The sequence below is a fragment of the Pseudomonas sp. AN3A02 genome (genome assembly GCF_011765255.1).
Taxonomy (GTDB): Bacteria; Pseudomonadota; Gammaproteobacteria; order Pseudomonadales; family Pseudomonadaceae; genus Aquipseudomonas.
Genome location: NZ_JAARNI010000005.1, coordinates 265,260 through 290,516, shown reverse-complemented (window position 1 = coordinate 290,516; position 25,257 = coordinate 265,260). Strand labels below are relative to the sequence as shown.

17 protein-coding genes are annotated in these 25,257 nt (G+C 62.9%); 8 read left to right on the top strand and 9 right to left on the bottom strand.

What is annotated here, in order from left to right:
• The first annotated feature begins 1 nt into the window (after position 1).
• The 3 genes from glmS to HBJ59_RS20660 all read left to right on the top strand — a co-directional run bounded on the left by glmS (position 2) and on the right by HBJ59_RS20660 (position 3,740).
• The gene (gene glmS / locus HBJ59_RS20670; RefSeq protein ID WP_167664604.1) at positions 2-1,834 is read left to right on the top strand and encodes a glutamine--fructose-6-phosphate transaminase (isomerizing); all 1,833 of its coding nucleotides are present in this window, start codon (positions 2-4) and stop codon (positions 1,832-1,834) included.
• A gap of 161 nt (positions 1,835-1,995) precedes the next feature.
• A complete protein-coding gene (locus HBJ59_RS20665) occupies positions 1,996-2,577 on the top strand; it encodes a LemA family protein (protein WP_167664603.1) in 582 nt (193 codons plus the stop codon).
• Positions 2,574-3,740, top strand: a complete 1,167-nt coding sequence (locus HBJ59_RS20660; protein ID WP_167664602.1) for a hypothetical protein — start codon at positions 2,574-2,576, stop codon at positions 3,738-3,740. The genes HBJ59_RS20665 and HBJ59_RS20660 overlap by 4 nt, the downstream gene beginning before the upstream one ends.
• Here the strand turns inward: HBJ59_RS20660 and pbpC are convergent, their stop codons facing one another.
• The 3 genes from pbpC to HBJ59_RS20645 all read right to left on the bottom strand — a co-directional run bounded on the left by pbpC (position 3,741) and on the right by HBJ59_RS20645 (position 12,572).
• On the bottom strand, positions 3,741-6,038 hold the full coding sequence (gene pbpC, locus HBJ59_RS20655; RefSeq protein WP_167664601.1) for a penicillin-binding protein 1C: 2,298 nt from the start codon (positions 6,036-6,038) through the stop codon (positions 3,741-3,743).
• Entirely contained in the window at positions 6,019-11,862 is a 5,844-nt protein-coding gene (locus tag HBJ59_RS20650; RefSeq protein WP_167664600.1) for an alpha-2-macroglobulin, read from the bottom strand. Before HBJ59_RS20650 ends, pbpC begins: the two co-directional genes overlap by 20 nt.
• Before the next feature lie 80 nt (positions 11,863-11,942).
• Positions 11,943-12,572 (bottom strand): LysE family translocator, encoded by a 630-nt coding sequence (locus tag HBJ59_RS20645; RefSeq protein ID WP_167664599.1) that lies wholly within the window; start codon positions 12,570-12,572, stop codon positions 11,943-11,945.
• Positions 12,573-12,708: 136 nt separating this feature from the next.
• On the opposite strand from HBJ59_RS20645, the gene HBJ59_RS20640 reads away from it, so the two are divergent.
• A complete protein-coding gene (locus HBJ59_RS20640) occupies positions 12,709-13,191 on the top strand; it encodes an Lrp/AsnC family transcriptional regulator (RefSeq protein WP_017477877.1) in 483 nt (160 codons plus the stop codon).
• A gap of 254 nt (positions 13,192-13,445) precedes the next feature.
• Here the strand turns inward: HBJ59_RS20640 and HBJ59_RS20635 are convergent, their stop codons facing one another.
• Genes HBJ59_RS20635 through HBJ59_RS20610 form a run of 6 tightly spaced genes read right to left on the bottom strand, consistent with a single transcriptional unit; the run spans position 13,446 to position 19,130 of the window.
• The gene (locus HBJ59_RS20635) at positions 13,446-14,378 is read right to left on the bottom strand and encodes a phosphatidate cytidylyltransferase (RefSeq protein ID WP_063033761.1); all 933 of its coding nucleotides are present in this window, start codon (positions 14,376-14,378) and stop codon (positions 13,446-13,448) included.
• Between the two features lies 1 nt (position 14,379).
• Complete coding sequence (locus HBJ59_RS20630) at positions 14,380-15,000, bottom strand: 1-acyl-sn-glycerol-3-phosphate acyltransferase (RefSeq protein WP_167664598.1); 621 nt, start codon at positions 14,998-15,000, stop codon at positions 14,380-14,382.
• A gap of 9 nt (positions 15,001-15,009) precedes the next feature.
• Positions 15,010-15,453: a hypothetical protein gene (locus HBJ59_RS20625; RefSeq protein ID WP_076013248.1), complete on the bottom strand. Its 444-nt coding sequence runs from the start codon at positions 15,451-15,453 to the stop codon at positions 15,010-15,012.
• Positions 15,443-16,741: a phosphatase PAP2/dual specificity phosphatase family protein gene (locus HBJ59_RS20620; RefSeq protein WP_167664597.1), complete on the bottom strand. Its 1,299-nt coding sequence runs from the start codon at positions 16,739-16,741 to the stop codon at positions 15,443-15,445. Before HBJ59_RS20620 ends, HBJ59_RS20625 begins: the two co-directional genes overlap by 11 nt.
• A 3-nt stretch (positions 16,742-16,744) precedes the next feature.
• Entirely contained in the window at positions 16,745-18,499 is a 1,755-nt protein-coding gene (locus HBJ59_RS20615) for a bifunctional alpha/beta hydrolase/class I SAM-dependent methyltransferase (RefSeq protein WP_167664596.1), read from the bottom strand.
• Between the two features lie 10 nt (positions 18,500-18,509).
• On the bottom strand, positions 18,510-19,130 hold the full coding sequence (locus tag HBJ59_RS20610; protein ID WP_076013245.1) for a CDP-alcohol phosphatidyltransferase family protein: 621 nt from the start codon (positions 19,128-19,130) through the stop codon (positions 18,510-18,512).
• 184 nt (positions 19,131-19,314) lie between these two features.
• Between HBJ59_RS20610 and hflK (HBJ59_RS20605) the strand changes: the two genes are divergently transcribed.
• From hflK (HBJ59_RS20605) to HBJ59_RS20590, 4 genes are read left to right on the top strand one after another with little or no spacing between them, the layout of a single operon-like run.
• Positions 19,315-21,246, top strand: coding sequence for a protease modulator HflK (gene hflK / locus HBJ59_RS20605; RefSeq protein WP_167664595.1), 1,932 nt, complete (start codon positions 19,315-19,317; stop codon positions 21,244-21,246).
• A gap of 9 nt (positions 21,247-21,255) precedes the next feature.
• Positions 21,256-22,254 carry a protease modulator HflC gene (gene hflC / locus HBJ59_RS20600; RefSeq protein WP_167410192.1) on the top strand — a complete coding sequence of 333 codons (999 nt, stop codon included), beginning with the start codon at positions 21,256-21,258 and terminating at the stop codon, positions 22,252-22,254.
• Positions 22,251-23,285 carry a protease modulator HflK gene (hflK, locus tag HBJ59_RS20595; RefSeq protein WP_167664594.1) on the top strand — a complete coding sequence of 345 codons (1,035 nt, stop codon included), beginning with the start codon at positions 22,251-22,253 and terminating at the stop codon, positions 23,283-23,285. The genes hflC and hflK (HBJ59_RS20595) overlap by 4 nt, the downstream gene beginning before the upstream one ends.
• Entirely contained in the window at positions 23,282-25,177 is a 1,896-nt protein-coding gene (locus tag HBJ59_RS20590) for a cation-translocating P-type ATPase (RefSeq protein ID WP_167664593.1), read from the top strand. Before hflK (HBJ59_RS20595) ends, HBJ59_RS20590 begins: the two co-directional genes overlap by 4 nt.
• Positions 25,178-25,257: the final 80 nt, after the last annotated feature.

The window sequence follows — 25,257 nt, the reverse complement described above, 5'->3', positions numbered from 1 at the left end:
CATGTGTGGAATTGTTGGCGCAGTTGCTGAACGAAACGTCACCGCCATTTTGCTCGAAGGCCTCAAACGCCTGGAATACCGTGGCTACGACAGCGCCGGCGTGGCGCTTTTCACCAACGTCGGCAAACTTGAGCGCATGCGTCGCCCAGGTAAGGTCAGCGAACTGGAGCAGGCATTGGCCGGTGAGCCGCTGGTAGGCCGCCTGGGGATCGCCCACACCCGCTGGGCCACCCATGGCGCACCGTGCGAACGCAACGCCCACCCGCACTTCTCCGGTGACCTGGCGGTTGTGCACAACGGCATCATCGAAAACCACGAAGTGCTGCGTGAGCAGCTGAAAGGCCAGGGTTATGTCTTCACCTCGGACACCGACACCGAAGTCATCGCCCACCTGCTGAACCACAAGCTCAAGGACCTCGGCGATCTGACCATCGCCCTCAAGGCCACCGTCAAGGAACTGCACGGCGCCTATGGCCTGGCCGTGATCAGCGCCAGCCAGCCCGACCGCCTGGTCGCCGCCCGCAGTGGCAGCCCGTTGGTGATCGGCCTGGGCCTTGGCGAGAACTTCCTCGCCTCCGACCAACTGGCCCTGCGCCAGGTGACCGACCGCTTCATGTACCTGGAAGAAGGCGATATCGCCGAGATCCGCCGTGAAAGCGTGTCCATCTGGGACGTCAACGGCCAGTCCGTGGAACGTGAAGCCGTGCAGTACCGCGACGGTGCCGAAGCCGCCGACAAGGGCGAGTACCGCCACTTCATGCTCAAGGAAATCCACGAGCAACCGGCCGTGGTGCAACGCACCCTGGAAGGCCGCCTGAGCCAGAACCAGGTATTGGTGCAAGCCTTCGGCCCGCAAGCCGCCGAGCTGTTCGCCAAAGTGCGTAACGTGCAAATCGTCGCCTGCGGCACCAGCTACCACGCCGGCATGGTTGCCCGTTACTGGCTCGAAGAACTGGCCGGCATCCCGTGCCAGGTTGAAGTTGCCAGCGAATTCCGCTACCGCAAGGTGGTGGTGCAGGCCGACACCCTGTTCGTGACCATCTCCCAGTCCGGCGAAACCGCCGACACCCTGGCCGCCCTGCGCAATGCCAAGGAACTGGGCTTCCTCGGCAGCCTGGCGATCTGCAACGTCGGCATCAGCTCCCTGGTGCGCGAATCCGACCTGACCTTGCTGACCCAGGCCGGTCGCGAAATCGGCGTGGCCTCCACCAAAGCCTTTACCACCCAGTTGGTCGGCCTGTTGCTGCTGACCCTGTCCCTTGGCCAGGTTCGCGGCACCCTGGGCGAAGGCGTCGAGGCGCATCTGGTTGAAGAACTGCGCCGCCTGCCGGCCCGCCTGGGCGAAGCGTTGGCTATGGACAGCACGGTGGAAAAAGTCGCCGAGCTGTTCGCCGACAAGCACCACACCCTGTTCCTCGGCCGTGGCGCGCAATACCCGGTGGCGATGGAAGGTTCGCTCAAGCTCAAGGAAATCTCCTACATCCACGCCGAAGCCTACCCGGCCGGTGAGCTGAAGCACGGCCCGTTGGCCCTGGTGGATGACGACATGCCAGTTGTTACCGTCGCGCCGAACAACGAACTGCTGGAGAAGCTCAAATCCAACCTGCAGGAAGTGCGCGCCCGTGGCGGCCAATTGATCGTGTTCGCCGATGAAAAGGCCGGCATGACCAATGGCGAAGGCACCCACGTCATCAACATGCCGCACATCCACGACACCCTGTCGCCGATCCTCTACACCATCCCGCTGCAGTTGCTGTCGTACTACGTCGCCGTGCTCAAGGGCACTGACGTTGACCAGCCGCGCAACCTGGCGAAGTCGGTGACGGTGGAATAAGCCTCACCAGAACCAGCAAAACCCCCGTTCTTCGGGGGTTTTGCTTTTTCAGGCTACCGAACATCGGCTCTTGCCGTTTCTGTGGACTAATTCCGGGAGTATTCCCCCGCTTTACCCCTAGAATGCGCCCTGTGGATAACTAGCCAGGGAATGCCGTCACCATGAACATCGAACTGCTGATCGCCGGTATCGTCGTGCTGATTATTGTCGTCGGCCTGGTCGGCTGGCTGGTGGGGGTCTACAACGGCCTGGTGATGCGCCGCAACGATGTGGATAAAGCCTTCGCCAACATCGACGTGCTGCTCAAGCAACGGGCGGACCAGATTCCCGACCTGATGCGCGTGGTGCAAGCCGCCATGAACCATGAGAACGCGCTGTTCACCCGCCTCAGCGACGCCCGCACCGCGTACCTCAACGCCAGCAGCCTCACCGATAAGGTCGATGCCTCCAACCAGCTCAATACGGCACTCAAGTCGGTGATTGCGGTGGCCGAGAATTATCCGACGCTGATCTCCGGCCCCAACATGGTGGAGTTGCAGCAGGCGATTTCGGCGGTGGAAGAACGTATCGCCGACCGCCGGGAGTTCTTCAATGAGTCGGTCAACCTCTACAACATCGCCATCACGATTTTCCCTGATCTGTTCTTCGCAAAAATGCTCGGCTACCAGCGCATCCCGCTGCTGGCCATCAGTGCCGAAGAAACCCGCTACGAAGGCGTGAAGCTTGAGGTGCCGGGAGCATGAAAACGACTCAGGCGGGTGTTGTCGCGAAAAAGCCGGCGTGGAAAACCCTAGTGGCGCTGATCTTTCTCGCCGGCTTCATCGGCCTGATGGTTTACGCCCCGACGATCCTGGTTGCGCTGTTTTTCCCCGTCTGCATTTTGATTGGCTTGCTGGCCAGCTTCGGCCCCAACTTCTATCGCACCGAACAACGCCTGGCCACCAGCCAGATACGCTCATTGGCCATGGGCCTGGTTGAAGTGAACGGCAAGGTGATCGTCGACGCACCGCTGATCTCCCCGGTCAATGGCAAGCCTTGTGCGGGTTATGTGTGGATCATCGAAGAAGGCACCAAAGACAAGGACGGCGACTGGAGCTGGAGCCAGGTCTCAGCCGAGGCTCGCTGCAACGACTTCCGCCTGCAGGACGCCACCGGGGAAGTGACGGTGATTGCCGAAGGCATCGACCTGTTCGGCAAGAAGCGCCCTGGCGACCATGAGTGGATCAGCAGCTCCCGCCGCCAGGGCGAACTGCTCCTCACCCAGGATATGCAGGTGATGCTGATTGGCGACGCCTGCGAACGTGAGGGCAAGACGGTGATTGCCCAGGGCCGGCAACGTGATGCGGTGTTCGGCCTGGCTGAAACCAAGGATGTGGAGAACCGCCGTGTGCTGGCGCCGCTGTGGCGCGCCGGTGGTTTCTACGCGGTGGTGGTGGGCTTGATCGGTGTTGGCATCATGGCCATGACCCCGGAACATTTTGCCCAACTGCATTTGCCCGGCCCCGCCACCTACCAGCAAATGGCGGAGCTGAATCCGGCCTATCGTTTTCTGGCCTGGTTGTACCGTGACAATGGTTTCGTGATTCCCTTCATGGCGGCTTTTGGCTTCTTGCTGACAATGTTTGTGGTGTTGCTCGCGCTGCGGCTGTTGCTGCCCAAGGGCATGCGCCTGGCGGTGGGCCGTGTGCTGGGTGCCTGGATGGGCCTGGGCATGGTGATTGGCGGCGTAGTGACGTTGCTGCTGGTGGTGGCTCAGGTGGACACCATGAAGGTGTTCTTGGTGTGGATGATGATTCTGCTGGGCACCCTGGTGTTTTCGATCTTTGAGCAACGCAAGCTAGGGATGGCGTACAAGCATTTCGCAAAAGATGCCGACACCGCCGGTTTAGGCGACGAAGATCCCTGATCAGGGCACAAACTCCACCTTCAGTCCCCGGCTGGCGCTGCGGCCCTGATCATCAGTGACACGCAACCGATACTCCCCCGATTTACCCGGCCGCCAGTTCAGCGTGGTTTGCGGCGGGCCCTGGCCGATCAGGGTCTGGTCGGCAAACCAATACAGCGTCAGTGCATCACTGGCCGCGTTGGCGTTCAGCGGAATGCTTTCCTGGGGCTGTGACAGGCGCAGGTGATAACTGACCTGAGTCAGCGGCGAGCGAATCTGCGGCGCCTCGCTCTGGTCGCCGATGCGATTGGGTTGGCAACTTTTCTGCACATTGAGCGGCGTGCGCCGGGGCAGGCCGGCGGCACGGAACAGCCGCTGCACATCGCTGGGCCAGAACTCGAAGACTTCTTCACGGGTGTACTGCGGGTCGAACGGCGGGCACGCGGCTTTGCCAGTGCGGGTGTCGATCAGCACCGGGCGGTGCAGGTTGGACACACGAATCGGTGACACGCCGGGGATGTACCAGGTCTTGCGGGTACGTGGGCACCAGCGGTTGGGCAACTCGCCGGAGGCCGCGCAGACGTCGATGCGGATCAGCCCGGCGGGCGGCTTGTCGGGTTTGATCACCACGTTGGGCAGGGCCAGGGGCAGGGCGTCGGCGATGCGGAAGAACAGCGGTGCCGCGGTTTTCGCGCCGATAAATTCCGGATTCGGACGACCGTCGAAGTTACCGACCCACACCACTAGCACATACGGGCCTACGAGGCCGGCGCTCCACGCATCGTGAAAGCCCCATGAGGTGCCGGTCTTCCAGGCCGTGCGCCAATGGCGTCCCGGCAGCCCGTCCGGGCGCGGGTTGCGCCGCAACATGTCGCGAACCATAAACGCGGCCTGTGGTGTGAGTAGCTGGGCGCCGGTGGTTTGCGGTTGCTCCTGCAAATAGCGCAAGGGTCGCAAATGCCCATCACCTGCGAGCATCACGTACAGCCGCGCCAGCTCTTCGGGCGTCATCTCGCCGCCGCCCAGGGCCAGCGCCAAGCCGTAATGGCTTTCGCCCCGCAGGCCCTTGATCCCGGCCCGTTGCAGCAAGCCGTAGAGTGACGGCGAGCGGGTTTGGCTGGCGAGCCACACGGCCGGGATGTTGCGGCTGCGGATAAGCGCATCGCGGGCTGTCACCGGTCCGACAAAACTGCCGTCGAAATTTTCCGGCTGGAAGTAGCCGAAGTTACTCGGCATATCCTTGAGGATGCTCATGGGGTGGATCACCCCTTGGTCCAGCGCCAGCCCATACAGGAATGGCTTGAGCGTAGAGCCGGGCGAGCGCCGCGACAACACGCCGTTGACCTGGCCGTGGATGCCTGTGGATAAGTAATCCGCCGAGCCTACCAGGGCTTTTACGCTCTGGTCGCGGCTGTCGATCAGGATCGCCGTGGCGTTTTCCACACCGCTGCTGCGGCGCTCGGCGATGAAGCCGGTGATCAGGCGTTCCAGCAATTGTTGCAGCGGCAGATTGAGGGTGCTGTTCAGCTCAGTGCCGGTTTGCGATGCCAGCAATTGTTCGCTCAAGTGCGGTGCCAGAAACGGGATCTGCTGGCGGTTGCGGGCTTCCAGCGGCAGGTCCAGCAAGCTGTCGTTACGCGGGTCTTGTGGATACGTTTCCCGCCAGTCGGCCATCAGCCGTTGCCGAGCAGTTTGCAGCGATGGCCCGAAGCGCGCGCGGCGGCCAGGCTGCTGCGGAATCACTGCCAGCGCCAGCGCTTCAGACAAGGACAATTGCGCCGCTGACTTGCCGAAATAAATCCGGCTGGCCGCCTCGGCACCTTCGATATTGCCGCCCATGGGCGCCAGGTTGAGGTAGGCCTCAAGGATGTCGTGCTTGCTGTAACGCGCCTCAAGCCACAACGCCAAGGCCATTTGCTGCAGCTTGCCGGGCACCTGGCGGGTATTGAGATCCCACAGGCGCCTGGCCAACTGCATGCTCAGGGTCGAGCCGCCCTGGCGCTGGCCGCCGCTATAGGTGGCCATGGCCGCCCGCAGCAACGCCGGGGGATTGATCCCTGGGTGCCAGTAGAAATTGCGGTCTTCCTTGAGCAGCAACGCCTCCACCAGTGACGGAGAAATCCGTTCCAGGGGTAGCCACAGGCGATATTGCCCGTCAGCCGCCAGGGTCATGCGCAGCAGCGAACCGTCATCGGCCAGCACCACCCGTGAGGAGGTGGCTGCCTGTTCCAGCGGCGCGTGGGGCCACAACCGTAGCCCCGCCAGAATCAACGCCGCTGCCAGCAGCGGCGTCAGGCTTTTAAGGCTTGGTAATTTCAAGCTGGCCTACTTTGCCGCGTCCTTGCAGGGTGGTTTCGTACATGCCCTCGGCGTAGGCCGGTGGCGTATTGAAGGTACCGGCGTTGGTGGCGCGCACGCGGTACACGAAGGTGCCTACATCCCGCAGCGCGGTGCCGTACAACACCACTCGGTCATCACGCACATCGACGTAGTCCGGTTGCCAGTTGCTCAAGTCGGTCTCGCCGATCGGAGCCTGCCAGGCATCGGCTTCCTCGGTGTCTTCGCTGGTTTCAACGTACTCCGAATCGTCGCCTTCGCTTTCCTCGCTGCTGGCCGCTTCCGGCTCCGGCGGCAAGTTATACACAGGCTCGACACCACCCGGCAGCAAGTCGACCACGGCCACTTGTTGCACCTGATCACGGTCGGTGGCCCGCAAGCGCAGGCGCACCAGGAACTCATCACCTACCGTGACCTTGCTGACTGGGTTGCCTTTGAGGTCGAGGTATTCGTGGATGATTTCCAGGCCGCTGTTGATCGGCTTGAGGTTGGCGCCTTTGTCATAGCCGGCTTCGCTCAGCATGTAGAACGCCGCCGGGCCGTCGGACTTTTCCATCTGCAGTTTTTGCGTACCGGCAGGCACCGCCGCACGTGGCGGCTGGCCGGCCATCTGCAACAGCTGTTGCTGCTTATCGCTGAGCCATGCGGTGGCCTTGAGGGTCATGTCGCTTTGCGCGCGCTGGCCATAGTTGTCCAGGGCCCGCAGCAACAGTGCCGCCGACAGCGAGTTGTAGCGTTGCTCGTTGAGGCGCTTGCCGAGTTTATCCAGCAGGCTTGCCGGCACATCGTCGAGCATTTCCGGGAAGTGACGGGCGAGCAAATGCAGGTGCTCTGCGTCGTGCACCAGCGGGTCGTAATACAGGCCGTCGCTGTTCCATTTATCCGACAGGGAAAGCCACGGCACCTTGCGGAACAGCGTCTCAGCCTGACGATCCTGCTTGAGCAACTTGTAGCTGGCGGCGAGGTACGCGGCGCCAATGTCGTTCTGCCAGGTGTCCTTGAAGTAGCTCTCGTAGCGCTCGCGGATATCGCTCAAGGCACCGCTCACCAGAATCCCCTGACGGCTCAGGAGGTAACTGGCATAGGCGCGGTTGCGCAATTCCGACAGACCTTCGCTCGGGCCGTTGGCCAGGTCGGTGAGGTACGCGTTGGAACGTTGCAACAGGTCTTCTGGTACCGGCAGCCCGCGCTCCCTGGCTTCGATCAGGAAGTCGGTGGCGTACAGGCTGGCGTATGGCGCCACGTCCGGGTTGGCCGCCCACAGGCCGAAACCACCGGCCTGGTTCTGCCGCTGACGCAGCATGCGCACCGCGCCGCTGAAGGCCTGCTCGGCCTCCGGCGCGTTACCGCCCCAGATCAACGCCGGCATGGCCTTGGACACCAATTGCTCGGTGCAGGCGTAGCCGTAGTCATCCAGGTAATGCTTGAGGCCGTTGGCCCAGACCAGCGGTGAAGCGGCGACGCCCAATTGCACATCGCGCAACTGCCCGAACAGATCGCGGGTCGGTTTCAGCTCTTTGCTGGCGCTGTCGAAACGGCCCAGGCTCAGGGCCACCCGATGTTCGCTCAATGGCCGGATCGACGTGGTTTCCGCCACCTGGATACGCTTGCCATCCGGCAGCACCGCGACGAAGCGCAAGTCTGCCGAGCCGAGGTTTTCACCCACCTTGATCTTGAATTCGGCGACGCCTTCCTTGCGCGGTTGCAGCGCCAGAGTGCTGCCCTTGTCGCCTTGCACCTGCAGGCCATTGCTGGTCTGCACTTCAAACTTCACGTCCGCCGCTGCGTCCAGGTTGCTGAACACCCCGGCGCTGACGCTGAACACATCACCCGGCGCGACAAAAGCCGGCACGTTCGGCGTGATCACCAGCGGCCCGCGCACTTCGGTGTTGGCCTCGCTGACGCCCACGCTGTCGCTGTCCACCGCGACTGCAAACAGGTGCAGCTTGCCGTTGAAGCTGTCCGGTACCTGGTAATGCAGCACCGTTTCACCGGCCGGCAAGTCCACCAAGCCAGACCACCAGGCTACTGGCGGCTGATGTTTACGCTTGAACGGGTTGAGGTGGTTGGCCAGGGCGCCTTCGGTGTCACCACCCGGCGCTGCCCCACTGAGCAGGCGGCTGAATTCCGGCAGGATCAGGTCAAGGATCTGACTGGTGCCGACCTCCAGTGCACGCTTCTGGAAGAAGAAGCCCAGCGGGTCCGGCGTCTGGTAGCGCGCCACTTGCAGGATGCCTTCGTCCACCGCGTAGACCACTGCGCGGCCAGGGCGGTCGGCGTTGACCTTGATGTCCAGGGTCTGCCCCGGCTCGATCTTCGCCGGGCCTTCGACTTTCAGCGCCATGCGCCGCGCATCCAGGTTGATGCTGAACGGCACTACGCCGTAGGACAGCGGGCTCATGTAGACCTCGGACGAGCCGATGTCCCGCACGAACTGCACATTGACGTAGGCATTGCCCTCAAGCCCCGCAGGAACGCGGATATGTTGCACGCTGTTGGTGCTGTCGGCCTTGAACCACTGCTGGGTGTAGACCTTGTCCCGCTCGATGGTGATCAACCCGGCACCGGTGTACGGCGCACGAATGCTGATGGCGATCTCATCACCGGTGGCGTAGCTGCGTTTATCCAGGCGCAGTTGCAGCTCGGCATTGCGTTCCAGGGAGCGCGAGGTGTTGCCCCGGCCGGCGACGCTGTAGTCGATCTGGTTCAGCAGGTTGCCGTTGGCGTCCTTGAGTTGCAGGGTGAAATCGCCCGGGGTACCGGTGTTCAGGGTTTGCTTGGCGCCGTCTTTGGTCATCACCACCGGCGAGGCCGGCTGGCTGATGTTCTTGATGCGCGACTCGTATTTGTAGGTGCCGTTGGATTGCTTCACCAGCACCGAGACGTACCGGTGTTCGACCACTTCACTGGTCAGGCCGTCCACGGCGACTGGCGTGAGGTCTGGCGCCACGGCCAGCCATTGCACCTGGCGCGGCGCGTCCTTGGCGACGAAGGACAGCGAATCCTGGCTCTTCACACCCACCAGGTACGGCGCTGCCGACACCAGCAACGCGCTTTGTGCGGCGACGTTGCGACCGCCTTCGGCTTCGTAGACCTGGGTCATCACTTGCAGGCGGTAGGTGCTGTTGGCGAAGCGTTGCAGGTTCAGGTCCAGCACCGCTTGGCCGTTATCGTCGACGGTGGTTTCGGCCAAGTCTTCGGAGCTGGCTTCTTCCAGTGAGTCATTCAGGCGGAAGCGGTAATCCGGGTAGCGATCAAACGCCGCGAGCGTTGGGCTCAGGGACATTTTTGCCGTGACGCGACGGCCCGCCGCCGGAGCGCCGAACAAGTGCATCGCGGTGACCTTGGCCACCACCTGGTCCGGCGGGATCCAGCCCAGCACCGGGGTGTCGTGCAAGCTCAGGCTGACTTTCATCCGGTCCGGTTCAAAATCGCGAACCTTGAAGCTGACGCTGCCCAGGTCAGTGCGTCGCTGCTTCTCACCGATCAGTTGCAGGGTCGCCGTGTAATCGCCAGATGGCGCCACTTCGCTGCTTGGGAAGTCGAAGGTTTCAAAACCGCTGGCCGACAGTTTCAATGGCTGGCGAATCACCTCAAGACCACGTGGGTCGGTGATCTGCAGCTCAACCGGCAGGCCTTGCAGGGCGCCTTTCCAGTCGCCGCTGCGCACGATCATGCCCAGGTGCGCGGTCTCGCCGGGCCGGTACAGGCCGCGGTCGGTAAACAGGTAGGCGCTGAGACGATTGATCGCACCGTCTTCTTCCAGGCCGCCTACATCAAAGCGCGACAAATCCAACTGCTGGGACTGACGGGCAATCGGCAGGAACGATTGGTCATTGCCGCGACTGACCACATACATCAATGGCGTTTTCTCACGGCGCAGTTCATCCAGCTTGGCAAAGTGCGCGTGGCCTTCGGCATCGGTATGGCCGCTGGCGACCGGCAAGCCGTTGCGGCCGATGATATCGACCTGGGCGTCGGATACCGGCGAGCCGTTGCCGATGGACTGCACATACACATCATGGCTGCCATCGCTGGAGCGCTTGGCGATGATGCCCAAGTCGGTGACCACGATGAAACGCAGGTCGCTGGTGGTGTTGCGCGAGTAGTCGAAGGTGCGATCGGCCGGGTCGTCCTGTGGGCTCAGCTTGAGCACAAAAATGCCCCGGCGGCCGCCGTTGGCCGTCAGGTAGCTGCTCAGGTCGACGTTGTCGTAGACGGTTTTTGACGGGTCGCCAGCCGACAGCGGAATGTCCAGGCTCTGACGCTCCACCATCCGGTCGAAGTAGTCATTGGCAAAATTCGGTCGGGCAAAGCTGCCGCTGCTCTGGTCCACCAGGTGTTGCAACTGGTTGGGCAGCAGGCGGGCGATTTCCACATGGGCGCCGGGCACGCCACGGGCCATGAAGCCCAGGCGTTTTTCGCCGGTGAGACTGAGCAGGGCGCCGTCGGACAAGAACTGCAGCGTGCGCGGATAAGCCGGCATGCTCACAAGAGAGGCTGTCGGATTTTTCGCCAGGTAGCCGCCGATGGCTTCCAGGTTGGCCGGTACCCGCACATACAGGGCGCGGCCCGGCGGGGCCTTGAACTTGAAGGCGTGCAGGGTATTCAGCGGTTCGACGCTCGGCACGTGGGTCAGCTTGACCTTGGTGCTGCTGGCCAGCAGCTTGTCGTCGATGTCTTGCAGGTTCCAGGGGCGGGTATCGTCCTCGGCTTTTTCCGGCAGCATCCAGGCCTGCACCTTGTTGGCGATGGTCTCGTCGGCCACGGCGCTGGAGCTGCTGAACATCAATACCGGCTCGGGCTCGCCGCGCTCGTTGTCGACAAAGCTGACTTCGGCGCCGGTAAAGGTCAGGCGATAGCGGCCGGGCACGGTGACTTCGGCCACCAACGGTGCAGTGCTGGCGTTGCCGCCGTCACGGGCTTTGAGGCCTTCATCGAGCTTGGCGCTGACCGGGGTGCTTTCCAGCGGAGTGGCCAGGGCGGCGGAGCGTACAAAAGCGTTGAGCTTGTGCTCGTCGAAGGTGACTTCCGGACGGTTGGGCAGTTGCGCGTCGCGGTAGGCCAGGCCTTTGCCGAGGGTTACCGAGGCGCGCTTGCGTACGCTGTCTTCATCTACCGGGTGGGAAAAGTGGAAGGTCGCTACCAGCTGTTTCTGCGTCGGGTTGCTCGGGTCTTGGTACAACTCGTTTTGCGTCAACGTCGCGCGGAACGGCTGGGTGGAGAATTGGCTGGTGTATTGGCTGAGCAGTACACCGTCGGCCAGCAGGTTTTTCTTGGCCAGGTCGATGGTGTAGTGGGCGTCGACGGGCCAATCTTTTTCCGGGGTGAACACCAGGCTGCGGTCGTCCGACCAGCGCCAGGTACCCGCAATGGTCGGCTTGAGCGTGATGCCTTCGGTGACCGGTTTGCCAATCGCTGCCAGGGGTGCCACGGATTCGGCGAAGCGTACCTGCAAGTTATCCACAACCGGCTGCGGCTGGGTGTAATCCGTCAGGTTGGGTTTGTGCAGCGAATAGCCCACGGTATGGGGTTGCGGCAGGTGGGAATACCAGTGCCAGCCATAGACGCCTGCGGCCACCAGCAACACCAAGGCCAAAACGCCACCTGCGGCCTGGCGCGGATACGCCCGGGCCTTATGGCCGACGTTGACCAAGCCGTTGCCGGTGGCTTGCAGCCAACGCGGCGGTTGCCACTGGCCGAACAGGCTGCGCGCCAGCCATCGCACGGCGCGGAACACAACACTCACCACTGAGATCAAGGCCACGAAAAAACGGCGGCTGGTCGCTTTTAACGAATCAAACATGGTGAGCATCCCTGGCAATGTGTCGCGTATCTTACACGTCTCTTTAATACAAAAGATGACGGCAAAACACGTCGTTTTGCTCAGGCTTGCTGTACGAAGGTGAGGCGTATCGCAAAACCGATCAAAAGACTGCCAAACAGCCATTGTTGCAGGCGTTGGGCGGACGGGCTGCGCTGCAGCCAGCGGCCGATTCTGGCGCCGGCCAGGCCGTAGCAACTGTCGAATGCCAGGCCGACGGCCACCAGAATTATGCCCAACGTTGCGAACTGCGCCGTCACCGAAGCGCCGTGTGGATCAATGAACTGCGGCAGCAAAACGGAGCAGAACAGCAGCGCCTTGGGGTTGAGCAAGTTGGTCAACAGGCCGCGTTGAAAGGCTTCGCGCCAGGCATGTGCCGCTGCCCGGCCGTCCTCGGTATTCAGGTTGGGCAGCAGGTTGGAGCGCAGGCACTGCACGCCGATCCACAGCAGGTACGCCGCACCGCCCAGGCGCACCACATCGAAGGTCCAGGGCGCGACCTTGAACAACGTCGCCAGGCCCATCCCGGCCAGTGCCACGTGGCAGGCCCGCGCCAGCCCCAAACCTGCTGCGGTTGCCAGCGCCATCGCCTTGCCCTGGCGGGCGCCGGTTTGCAGCAGCAGGATCATGTCCGGGCCGGGCAACAGGTACACCACTGCCAGCGCGACTAAAAACAACCAGAGTTCTGCCATGTGCCTGCCCCTTGCGGTACGTGATTCGTAGGGCAATTTTAGAGGTGAAGGCCGGGGCAGGTGCTTGCGTAGTTAACCGGAAAGGCGTCTAGTTTTGGCACAATCTGCCACTTTTACCGGGCGAAACACCTCACTTATGCCAAATCTTAAACTGGATGCGTTTGACCGCAAGATTCTTGAGGCCCTGCAACGAGACGGCCGCTTGAGCAACGTGCAACTGGCGGATGAGATTGGCTTGTCGGCCTCGCCCTGTTTGCGCCGGGTGCGGTTGTTGGAGGAGGCCGGGGTGATTCGGGGTTACCAGGCAAGTCTCGATCGGGATGAAGTCGGGTTGGGGCTGACGGTGTTTGTCGGGGTCAAAGTGGAGCGGCATAACGACGAACAGGCAGAGGCGTTTCGATTGGCAGTGACCGCGTTGCCCCAGGTGATTTCGGCGTTTCTGGTGTCGGGGGAATCGGATTTCCTGCTGCAAGTAGTGGTGCCGGATTTGCGCGGGTATGAGCGGTTCCTGACCGGGAGTTTGTTGAAGTTGCCGGGGGTGAGTGATATCCGCAGCAACTTTGCGATTCAAACGGTGAAGACCCCGGGGGCGTTACCGTTGGGGCATCTTCCCGGCTAGATCGTTCCCACGCTCCGCGTGGGAATGCCGCCCTGGACGCTCCGCGTCCGCTCTAAAAGTCGTGACGCGGAGCGTCACCGGATGCATTCCCACGCAGAGCGTGGGAACGATCAGACTCCCCTCCCTTCGTAGCAGCTGTCGAGCTTTAGCGAGGCTGCGTAGGGCGCGACTCGGTCTGAGGTCGGTGGTGCGGCCGACGCAGCCTCGCTGGAGCTCGACAGCTGCTACGGGGGGGAAGGTCATGGAGTGAGGTTTCAAGTCCACCAGTAGCGTACGAGATGAAAGAAAATCGGCGCCGCAAAACACACCGAGTCCAGCCGGTCCAGCATCCCGCCGTGGCCTTCGATCATGTGCCCCCAATCTTTCACGCCGCGATCGCGCTTGATTGCCGACATCACGATCCCGCCCGCAAACCCCAGCAGGTTGATCAGCAGCGCAATCAGGAACGACTGCCAGGGATTGAACGGTGTGGTCCACCACAGCGCTGCGCCGATCAGCGACGACAGCAAAATCCCGCCAACAAACCCTTCCACCGTTTTCGACGGCGACAAATTGGGCGCGATCTTGTGTTTGCCGAACAGCTTGCCGCACACGTACTGCAAGACGTCCGACAGCTGCACCACGATCACCAGGTAGGCGATCAGCAGCAGGTTGCGGCCTTCGTAGCCGACGATGTCCAGGGTCAGCAGCGCCGGCACGAACGACACGCAGAACACCGCGATCATCAGCCCCCATTGCACTTTCGACGCCCGTTCCAGGAAGTGCGTGCTGTCACCGCCCAATGAAGCAAGGATCGGCAGCAGCAGGAACACGTACACCGGGATGAAGATCGAGAACAGCCCGTACCAGTCGAAGTAGATCAGCAGGTATTGCAGCGGCAGCGCCAGGTAGAAAGCCGCCACCAGCGCCGGGTAATCGCTGCGACGGGTCGGCGTCAGCGTGAGGAATTCCCGCAGCGCATAGAACGACACGGCGTAGAACAGCAGGATCACCGCGCCGGTGCCGAGCCAGAAGGCCACGCCGATCACCACCACCATCACCCACCAGGCGTTGATGCGGGCGTTGAGGTTGTCGATCACCGCGTTAGGTGTGCCACGGGTACGCAGTTTGAGGATCAGGCCGATCAGCGAGGCAAGCACCAGGATCGCGCCGATCCCGCCGAACAACATCAGGGTTTGGCTATCCATGTCAGGAATGCTCCGGGGCGAGGGCGAGCAAGGCTTCGCGGGTGCGGGCGAGGAACAGCGCCTTGTCTTCGCCGTCCTCCAGTTGCAGCGGTGCGCCGAAGCTGGTGGTGCACAGCAATGGCAGCGGCAGTACGCGGCCCTTGGGCATGACCCGGTTGAGGTTGGCGATCCACACCGGAATCAATTCGGCTTGTGGATAACTCTTGGCCAGGTGATACAGCCCGCTTTTGAACGGCAAAAGTCCGTCTTCCAGGTTGCGCGTGCCCTCGGGGAAGATGATCAGCGAGTCGCCGTTTTCCAGGGCCTGGAGCATCGGTTGCAGGGGGTTATCCACAGGGTCCTTGCGCTCGCGGTCGATCAGTACGCCGTTGAACACCCGGTTGATGATGTAACGGCGCAGGGCGCTTTGATTCCAGTAGTCGCTGCCGGCCACCGGGCGCGTGAATTTACGCAGGTTCTGTGGCAACGAGGCCCACAGCAGCACGAAATCGCCGTGGCTGCTGTGGTTGGCGTAGTAGATGCGTTGCACCGGCACCGGCGCGCAGCCAAGCCACAGGCTGCGGGCGCCGGTGACGGTACGGGCCATGGAGGTAATCAGGGTGGCGACCACAGGTTCGAACATGAGGATTCCTTATCCGGCGAAGGGCAGCCAAGGGCTGGCCAGGATGACGGCCACGGTCAGCAGCACTTGCGCCGCCAGCAGGTAGGCTTGCTTGCGCAACAGTTTCAGGGCGCCGCGACGGCGTTCGGTCCACGGCCGACCCGCGCGTTTGGCGGATTGCAGGCCGAGGGTTTGCATCGCCTGGTCGAAATCGGGCGTGCGCTCGGTATCGCGGGCCAGCAGGGCGAACAGGTCGGCGTCGAAGGCCACCCGCAGCGCCCAGTATTTTTGCAGCAGCCCGAGCACAATCATCCACAGGCTGAGGACCAGGCAGATCGGCGTGATGCTGGCCATCAGCAGTTGCGCCAGGCCGAACAGTACGCCGAGCAAGGTCAGGCCTGTGGATAACTGATCCAGGGAACGGCCACGGCGCAGCAGGCTGGCGACGACCTGTAATTCCATATCAACGGGCATGGGCTAAACCCTCCAGGGCTTCACGGTGAGCGGGATGCAGGACCACACGTGGGCGTGCTGTACGAATAATAGCCACTGCCTCATCGACGTTACGTGCGCGCCCGCTGTGGAGCAGCCATGCGGCCACGGCGGTGGCACTGCGCGAGTAACCCAGGGCGCAGCACACTAGCAATGGGCCGGCTGGGCGCAACCGTTCAATAGCTTGAGCGGCTTCCAGGCATTGCGCAGGAGTGGGCGCTGTCAGGTCGAGCACCGGCAGGCTGTAATAGGCGCGGCCCTGTGGATTAATCGGTAACTCGGCGCAAAGATCGACCACGGCCTTAAATGACCCCAGTTCGCCGCCGGTGGGAATACGCCCGAGCCAAACGTTATCCACAACCTGATCGGGCTGTGGATGTTTACGTGTCCACAGGCGGGAATTGATCCAGGCGGCTATGAGATAAGGCGCCAACAACCAGCGCACCGCCGGGCTGAGTCGTCCATCAGTGCGCTTCTGAAAGCCCGAAACACCCAACACCAGGTAATTCGCCTTAAGCAACCCGAGGGAAACCGCTGGCCAAAGCAGCCACAACCAACCGCCACCGAGGGTAAACGCGAGGATCAAACACACCAAAGCCCCGAAGCCATAGCGCAACCCCAGCCGCCAACGCTGCCGGTCCCGGGTCAGGTGGGCATTCAGCAGCGGGCTCGGATGTTCCAGTGGCCATAGCCACACGCACAGCCAACCGGCGAGGGCGCCTGTGGGTAAGTCGATAAAGTGATGTTGATAAGTGGTCAGTACCGAAAGGCCGATCAACGCAAACCAGCCATGCACCACCCAGCGCCAAAGGCCCCGGCTATGCCGCTGGTACATTATCCACAGCACCACCAGCAGAGCGATGTGCAGCGATGGTGCCTGGTTGAACGGCTTGTCGAACCCGGCGAGTACCGCAAACAGCCAGCCGAACACTCCGTCCAGTTCCGGCCTTTCGAAGGTGAAGCGCAGTGGCCAGATCAGGAAGCAGGTGACGGCGATCACTTGCGCTGTCAGCAGGCGCAAGGCGTGTTGCTTCAACTCATGGCGGGTGCTGGGCAGCAACAGGGAAAAACCGTAGAGCAGGTCGATCGACCAGTAGGGCACGATGGTCCAGGCCCAGAACGGAATATGGGTTTCCCAGCCGAACACCATCGTGCCCACGTCGCTGCGCTGGCTGGTGACCCATGTAGCAAAGCCGTAGGTGCTGAAAAACAGCGGCGCCAACAGCAGCAGCCACAGCACCGCTGGTTTTAACAGGCCCGGTTCACGCATGGGTCAGACTCGCTGTGCCAGGGACACGCTGAAAATCCCCCACTCATCCACACGCTGGGTGATCTTGCGAAAACCGGCGGCTTCCACCAGTTGGTCCATCTCTGCCTGGCTGCGCCGGCGCATTACCCAGGCCTGGCCCTGACGGTGGCTGGTGAGGGCGCGGGCGATCAGTTCCAGTTGCGGGTGCCACGGTTGGCCGGTGTACACCAAATAGCCACCGGGCTCGACGGCCTCGGCCAAACCGGCGAGCGAACCACCGACCATCGCGTTATCCGCGAACAGTTCATACAGCCCGGACACCACCGCCAGCGTCGGCTTGGGCTCCAGCGCTGCCAGGTCCGCCCGGTCAAACGCATCGCCTTTGACGAACTGGGCGATGTCTCCCAGGCCTTTTTCACGAATCAGCGCGCCACCGTCGCGCACGTTGATATCGCTGTAGTCCCGAAGCAGGATCGATTCCGGCAACGGCGAAACGCCCTGCAAGGCTTCCAGAATGTACCGACCATGCCCGGCAGCGATGTCGACGATGCGCACTTCGCGCTGCTCGTCCCGCAGGTTGGCCATCGCCAGGCGCAGCAGCTCTTCCACGTTCAACTTGCGCTGACGAATACCGCGCCAGCCGATGGAGTTGAGGTAATTGGTGTCGATCATCCGCCCTAGCCCGCCTTTGCCGGTGGGTGTGTTGCGGTACACGTAGTCCAGGGTGCTGCCGGAGTCGAAGCCGGTGTCGAAACCGAGCTTCACGCCATCCGACAGTTTGCTGCCCAGGCCCATGCTGGCGCGGGTCATGCGCCAGTAGAGGTCGCGCAGGGAGTTGCGTGGCAACGGCGCGGCCAGGGATTCGGATTCGGCGCAGGTCAGGCCGATCTTGTCGGCATCCAGCAAGGAGGCGCGGTCCAGCGGGTGTTCGAAGTTCTGCAGGATAAAGCGCCGGGCGCTGCTCAAGGCCACGGCGCGGTCACGTTCACCGAGGGTGTCGTGGAAGAAGCCGGGGAGGATGTGCAGTTCTTTTTTCAGGCTGCCCAGGCGGTCGAAAAACTGCTGCTGGGGTTTGCGATGCACCACAAAGTCCGAGCCGGAGATCAGCAGTTGGGTCGGCACCTGGATTGCCTGGGCATCGGCTACAACCCGGTCGGCGGCTTCGTACAGGCCCAGCAGCACATTTACGGAAATGGCTTTGGTGATCAGCGGATCGCTGTCGTAGGACGCCACGCGCTCCGGGTCATGGCTCAGGAACTTGGCCTTGACGTAACTGTTGACGAAAAAATTGCCGCGAAACTTGCGCATCAGCGCCAGGCCCGGCCGGGCGAAGGGCACGTAGAGCTTGACCTTGAACGCGGGCGAGGCGAGCACCAACGAGCGGATCTTCGGCGCGTAGTCGTGCACCCAAGTGGCCGCGATCACTGCGCCGACACTCTGGGCGATCACCGCGAGGTTTTCTTCCTCAATGCCGTAGGTGCCGCCGATATGGTCAACGAAGGTCTGCACGTCCCGCGCACTGGTGGCGAAGCTCGGGCTGTCGCCGCGCGCGCCGGGGGATTGGCCGTGGCCACGGGCGTCCCAGGCGAAGAAGTCGAACTCCGGCAGGTTCAGTTCGTCCACCAGGTGGGCGATGCGCCCGGAGTGTTCGTGGCCGCGATGGAACAGCAAAATCGCCTTGCGGGGTGCAAAGCCCGCGGGCGCGGAGGCGGGCCAATGACGGTAGAAAAGCTCCACCCCGTCATGGGTGCTGAAGGTGTGCTCTTGCTGTTCACGCATCGCAAAATCCTTATGCAGAAGGGGAGGTTTGTTGTTCTTTGAGGCCTTGGCGCACGCGGTTGACCAAGGTGTAGGCCAACAAGGCCGCGACCAGCCACATCACCGCATCGACCCAACCGGCACCGAGCCAGCCCAGCGCCACGCCGGTGGCCAGCACCCCGAGCACAAATGCCCGATCGCTCTTGCCCATGGGCCCGTCGTAGCGCCGCGAGGCCCCGACCATCGGCCCGAGCACGCCGGCGTATTCGCTGAACACCGCCAGCAGTGTCACCAGCAACACCGGCGCCAGGCTGACCTCGGGGATCAGCGCAAACGGCAGGATCAGCGCGCTGTCGGCGATCACGTCACACAGTTCATTGAGGTAGGCGCCGAGTCGCGACTGCTGGCCGAATTCCCGGGCGAGCATGCCGTCGATGGCATTGAGGGCCATGCGCAGGATCATCCACAGCGGGATCAGCGCAAACAGCCACACATGCTGGGCGAAGCCGGCAATCAGCAATCCCACCAGCAGGGAAACTACCCCGGCCAGCACGGTGATCTGGTTGGCGGTGGTGCCGTTGTCGTAGAGGCGCTGCACCAGCGGGCGCAGCAGGTTCTGAAAACGCGGTTTAAGCTGATAGATCGAAATCATGGGGAGTGACGCTTCCTTGTCCGTAAGCCCGCGAAAAACTCTGGGGAGTGTGCCGATTTATCACGGCTGAAACCAGTGATGGCTCCTGTTTCTGGGGCTTTCGTCACTATCTGTGTGAAACCAAACAAAAATTTCACGCTTCGGGTTATAGAGTAACTAATTGTTTCTGGGTGGGCGTTTGGGGATGCGAGTGGATTTAGACGCTGATGACGTGGCCATCGAAGGGTTGCCGCGGTTTCAGCAAGGGTTGTTTCATGCCCGCCGTCTAAGGCAGGCCGGCATTGGCCTGACGGTGCTGGCGGTCGGCGGCTGGATGCTGGCTCTGTTTGTGGCGCTGTTCGCCCCGCTGTCGATCTGGCCGGTGGTGCTGATCAACTGCGCCTCGGCGTTGCTGGTGCTGGTGGCCGGTATTCAGTCGGCGTGGTGGGTCGCGGATTGGCGGGCTATGGCGCTGGAGGAGCCGGCTGCGCGGCTGATGGAACAGCCACTGCCACAAGAAGAACCTGGCTGGCTTAACCGCCAGTTCGGTCGCGTCGGTAATGGCTTGCTGGTGCAGATTGGCGCACCGGTGTTCTGGCTGTGCGGCTGGTCGTTGCTGGCGCTGTTCAGCGTGCTGGAATTCTGGAGCCTGACCTTGCCCGCTGCGGCGGTGGGCCAGGCTGCCAGTGTCGGCGCGGCCATTGCCTTGGCACTGGCGTTCGGCTTGCTGGTGTTTGAACGGCGCATGGCCCAGGAAAGCACCGCCCAATGGCCGGAAGCCACGCAACTCGCGCAATTGAGCCGAGTGGCGATTATCTGCCTGGTGATCAGTGCGATTTGTCTGCTGTTTGCCGGTGAAGAATCCGTGTGGCCGTTGCGCCTGGCCGTGTTGATCGGTCTGTTGCCGATCCTGGTGGCGCTGGAGTTTCTGCTAAGAGGCTTGCTGTCGCTGTTCAGCCCGCGTCAGGAGCGCCTTGAACCGCGCCTGATGGCGCAAAGTTTTATCGCCGGGATGCTGCGCTGGCCGCCGCAACCGTTGCTCGCCTTGCAGCACGAACTGCACAACCGTTTCGGCATCGACCTGCGACAGATCTGGGCCTTTACCTACATGCGCCGGGCGTTCCTGCCGGTGCTGGTGGTGGTGCTGGCCGTAGGTTGGTTGCTGACCGGCGTGCATGAAGTCGCCCTGCAAAGTCGTGGGATTTATGAACGCTTTGGCAAGCCGGTGGAAGTCTTCGGGCCTGGCCTGCATGCCGGATTACCCTGGCCGCTGGGCCGCGTGCTGAACGTGGAAAACGGCGTGGTCCATGAGTTGGCCACCAGCGTTGGCGAAGCGGCTACGCCCGACGTAGCCCCCGCCGAAGGCCCGGCACCGTTGATCGCCAACCGCCTGTGGGATGCGAGCCATGTGAATGACAAATCCCAGGTCATCGCCAGCAGCAGCGGCGACAAGCAGAGCTTCCAGATCGTCAATATGGATGTGCGCTTCGTGTACCGCATCGGCCTGACCGACCAGGCCGCACTCGCCGCCACCTATAACAGTGCCGACGTGCCCACGCTCATCCGCAGCACCGCCAGCCGCATCCTGGTGCATGAATTTGCCTCGCGAACCCTCGACGAATTGCTGGGTGAAGAACGCAACAGCCTCGCTGATGAAATTGGCAAGGCAGTGCAAGCGGACCTGAAGACACTCGACAGCGGCGTGGAAATTCTCGCCACCGTGGTGGAAGCCATTCACCCGCCGTCCGGTGCGGCCAACGCCTATCACGCAGTGCAAGCTGCGCAGATCGGCGCCCAGGCACTGATTTCACGGGAGCGCGGCGCTGCCAGCGAGCAAACCAACCAGGCATTGCTGCAAGCCAGTACCGCCCGCGACCAGGCCCAGGCCACGGCCCATGAAGTCAGTGCTGGCGCCCAGGCGGCGGATCTGCGTTTCAGCGCCGAACAAAAGGCCTATCAGCAAGCGGGCCAGGCCTTCGTGCTGGAGCAGTACCTGAGCCAACTTAGCCAGGGCCTGGCCCACGCCAAATTACTCATTCTTGATCATCGCCTGGGCGCCAGTGGCGCACCGACCATCGATCTGCGTTCCTTTACCTTACCGGCCGACCCCACGGTACCGCGTAAAGCCGTTCAATAAGGAGTTCATCTGTTGAGCGCTCATTCTCATGATCACGCAGGCCATGGTCACCACCACGGCCACCATCATCACCATCACGGTGATGAACAGGAAGCCGGCCCGTTCCCTTGGCGGCGTATGGGCTGGGCGGTGTTGCTGGTGCTGTTCGCCGTCGCCGCGGCGAGCCTGGTGCAGGTGCGTTCCGGTGAAGCCACGGTGATTACCCGCTTCGGCAACCCGTCGCGGGTATTGCTGGAACCGGGCCTGGGCTGGCGCTGGCCGGCGCCGTTCGAAGCGGCGATCCCGGTGGACCTGCGCCTGCGCACCACCTCCAGCGGTTTGCAGGATGTGGGCACCCGCGATGGCCTGCGGATCATCGTGCAGGCCTATGTGGCCTGGCAGGTGCAGGGCGACCCCGACAACGTGCAGCGCTTTATGCGTGCAGTGCAGAACCAGCCGGATGAAGCGGCGCGGCAGATTCGCACCTTTGTCGGCTCGGCGCTGGAAACCACCGCCGCCAGTTTCGACCTGGCCAACCTGGTGAACACCGATGCCAGCCAAGTTCGGATCGCTGATTTTGAAGCGCAACTGCGCCAGCAGATTGATCAACAATTGCTCACCACCTATGGCGTGCGCGTGGTGCAGGTCGGTGTTGAACGGCTGACCTTGCCGTCGGTGACCCTGGCCGCCACTGTCGACCGCATGCGTGCCGAGCGCGAGACCATCGCCACTGAACGCACCGCCGTGGGCAAGCGTGAGGCGGCACAGATTCGTTCGGCTGCCGAGCGTGATGCGCGGATCGTCCAGGCCGACGCCACGGTGAAAGCCGCCGATATCGAAGCGCAATCCCGGGTCGAAGCCGCGCAGATTTATGGCCGTGCCTATGCCGGCAATCCGCAGTTGTACAACCTGCTGCGTTCCCTCGACACCCTCGGCACAGTGGTCACGCCGGGTACCAAAATCATCCTGCGCACCGACGCCGCGCCGTTCCGCGCATTGGTGGACGGGCCCAAGGATATTCAGCCATGAGTGAGCGGGAAAGCCTCGACAGCCCGTGGATCCAGGCTGGACGGCTGACGTTCCTGGCGCTGTATGCGGTGACGGTATTGGCCGCGCTGGCGTGGGCATTTTCCAACGTGCGGCAGATCGACCCGCAGAACCGCGCCGTGGTGTTGCACTTCGGCGCGCTGGACCGGATTCAGAATGCCGGGCTGCTGCTGGCCTGGCCGCGTCCGTTTGAACAAGTGGTGCTGTTGCCGGCCGCCGATCGAGTGATCGAGCGCCGGGTGGAAAACCTGCTGCGTTCCGATGCGGCCACTCAAGCCGATCGCGTGGCCAGTTTTGCCACGCCGCTGAGCGATGCCCTGGCCGGCTCCGGTTACCTGCTGACCGGTGATGCCGGCGTGGTGCAGCTGGATGTGCGGGTCTTCTATAAGGTCACCGAGCCCTACGCGTTTGTGTTGCAGGCCGATCACGTGCTGCCGGCCTTGGATCGACTGGTCACCCGTAGCGCCGTGGTGCTGACCGCTGCGCGAGACCTGGACACCATTCTGGTGGCGCGCCCCGAGCTGATCGGCGCCGACAACCAGGCTGCCGAACGCCGCGAACGGCTGCGTGGTGATCTGGTGCGAGGCATCAATCAACGCCTGGCTGACCTGACGTCCACCGGCCTTGGCCTGGGCATCGAAGTCACCCGTGTCGACGTGCAATCAAGCCTGCCGGGCCCGGCGGTCAACGCTTTCAACGCGGTGCTGACCGCCAGCCAGCAAGCCGACAAGGCGGTGGCCAACGCCCGCACAGACGCTGAAAAACTCACCCAGACCGCCAATCAGGACGCCGACCGCGCCGTACAAGTAGCCCACGCCCAGGCCAGCGAGCGCCTGGCCAACGCCCAAGCGCAAACTGCCACCGTCGCCAGCCTGGCCCAAGTCAAAGACCCCGGCCTGTTGCTGCGCCTGTACCGTGAGCGCCTGCCGAAGATTTTCGGCCAGGCCGGTTCCGTGACTACGGTCGACCCTAAAGACGATTCCCGCCTGATCATTCAGGGAGCCGAACAATGACCGCCCACGCCGCCCCGATGCTTTCATCGGCCGAACAACGCAGCGCCGCCCGGCAACTGACCCTGGCGATGCTCGCCTTGGGCTTGCTCAGCCTGGGCCTGGTATGGCGCTGGCTGGCGCCGGACCAGACTGGCGTCAGCCAACTGCTGCTGGGCGTCGCCTCGTTGCTGGTGGCCGTGCCCGTGATGCGCTCGGCCTGGTACAGCCTGCGTTATCCGAGCCTGCATGGCATCACCGACCAACTGATCGCACTGGCCATGCTCGGCGCCTGGGCTACCGGTGACCTGCTGACCGCGGCGCTGCTGCCGATCATCATGATCTTCGGCCATGTGCTGGAAGAGCGCAGCGTCATCGGTTCCCAGGAAGCGATTCATGCCCTGGGCAAACTGACCCGCAGCCATGCGCGCCTGGTGCAGGTTGACGGGACCATTCTGGAAGTCGACAACGGCATCCTGAAGACCGGCGATATCGTCGAAGTGCGTGCCGGTGACCGGGTGCCCGCCGATGGCGTGGTGCTGTCGGGCCAGGCCAGCCTGGACACTGCGCCGATCACTGGCGAATCGGTGCCGCTGGAAGCGAGTGTTGGCGTGCAGGTGTTTGGTGGCGCGATCAACCTCGACGGCTTGCTGCGCCTGGAAGTGACCCGCACCGGCAATGAGTCGACCCTGGGCAAAGTCATCGCGCTGATGCAGAGCGCCGAACGTTCCAAGCCGCCGATCACTCGATTGCTGGAGCGCTACGCCGGCAGCTACATGGTGCTGGTGTTGTTGCTGGCGGCGGTCACCTGGTTTGTCACCAACGACGCCCAGGCGATGCTCGCGGTGCTGGTGGCGGCGTGCCCGTGTGCATTGGTGTTGTCGGCACCGGCCACGGCGATTGCAGGCATTGCGGTGGCGGCGCGTCACGGCATTCTGATTCGCAGCTCGGCGTTTCTCGAGGAATTGGCGGACCTGACGTCACTGGTGGTCGACAAGACCGGCACCCTGACGTTTGGCACCCTGCGTTTGCAGTCCATCGACACCCGCGAACCGGATCGGCAAGTGCTGCTCAACCTTGCGGCCAGCCTCGGCTCGGCCAGCAGCCACCCGGTCAGCCGGGCATTGGCGGGGCTGGCGACTCAGGAACAAATGCTGGTGCTGTCGGATATTCGCGAGCGCCAGGGCCTCGGTGTGGTCGCGCAGACCGGGCAGGGCGAAGCCGCCCTCGGTCGGCCGGAATTGTTTGAGCAATTGGGCATCGCGACCACGGCGGTCCCCAATCACGACGGCCCGATTGCCGGGCTCGCGTTGAACGGGCAATTCCTCGCTTGGCTGCTGCTGGCGGACAGCGTGAAACCTGAAGCCCGCCAGGCCATGAAGGAGCTGCGTGAACTGGGCCTCGGTCGCCAACTGCTGCTGACCGGCGACCGCCAAAGCGTGGCCGACAGCCTGGCGTTGGAAGTGGGCATCAGCGACGTCGAAGCCCAGGCCTTGCCGGAAGACAAGCTCAACCGAGTGCTGGGGGAAATCGGCAGCGGTTTCCGGCCGATGGTGGTGGGCGACGGGATCAACGATTCCCTGGCGCTCAAGGCCGGCGTGGTCGGTGTGGCGATGGGCGCTGGCGGGGCGGATATCGCCCTGGCGTCGGCGGACGTGGTGCTGATCGGCAGCGACCTGCGGCGCTTGGGTACCTGTGTGCGCTTGAGTCGCCAGTGCCGGCACACGCTGCAGGTCAATGTGATCATCGGCCTGGGCTGGACGCTGGCGATCGTGGTGTTCGCCGCATTCGGCTGGTTGGGCGCGGCGGGAGCGATGATTGCGGCGGTGTTGCACAACCTCAGTACGCTGCTGGTGCTGGGCAATGCGGGGCGTCTGTTGCGGTTCCAGGAGCCGTTATTGAAACTTGAGGAATAAATTTTTCAGTCTCGCTGTAACGCTATTGGGGGACCTCACTCTAGTGCTATGTCGAGACTGAACAATCCGTTCAGACCGAC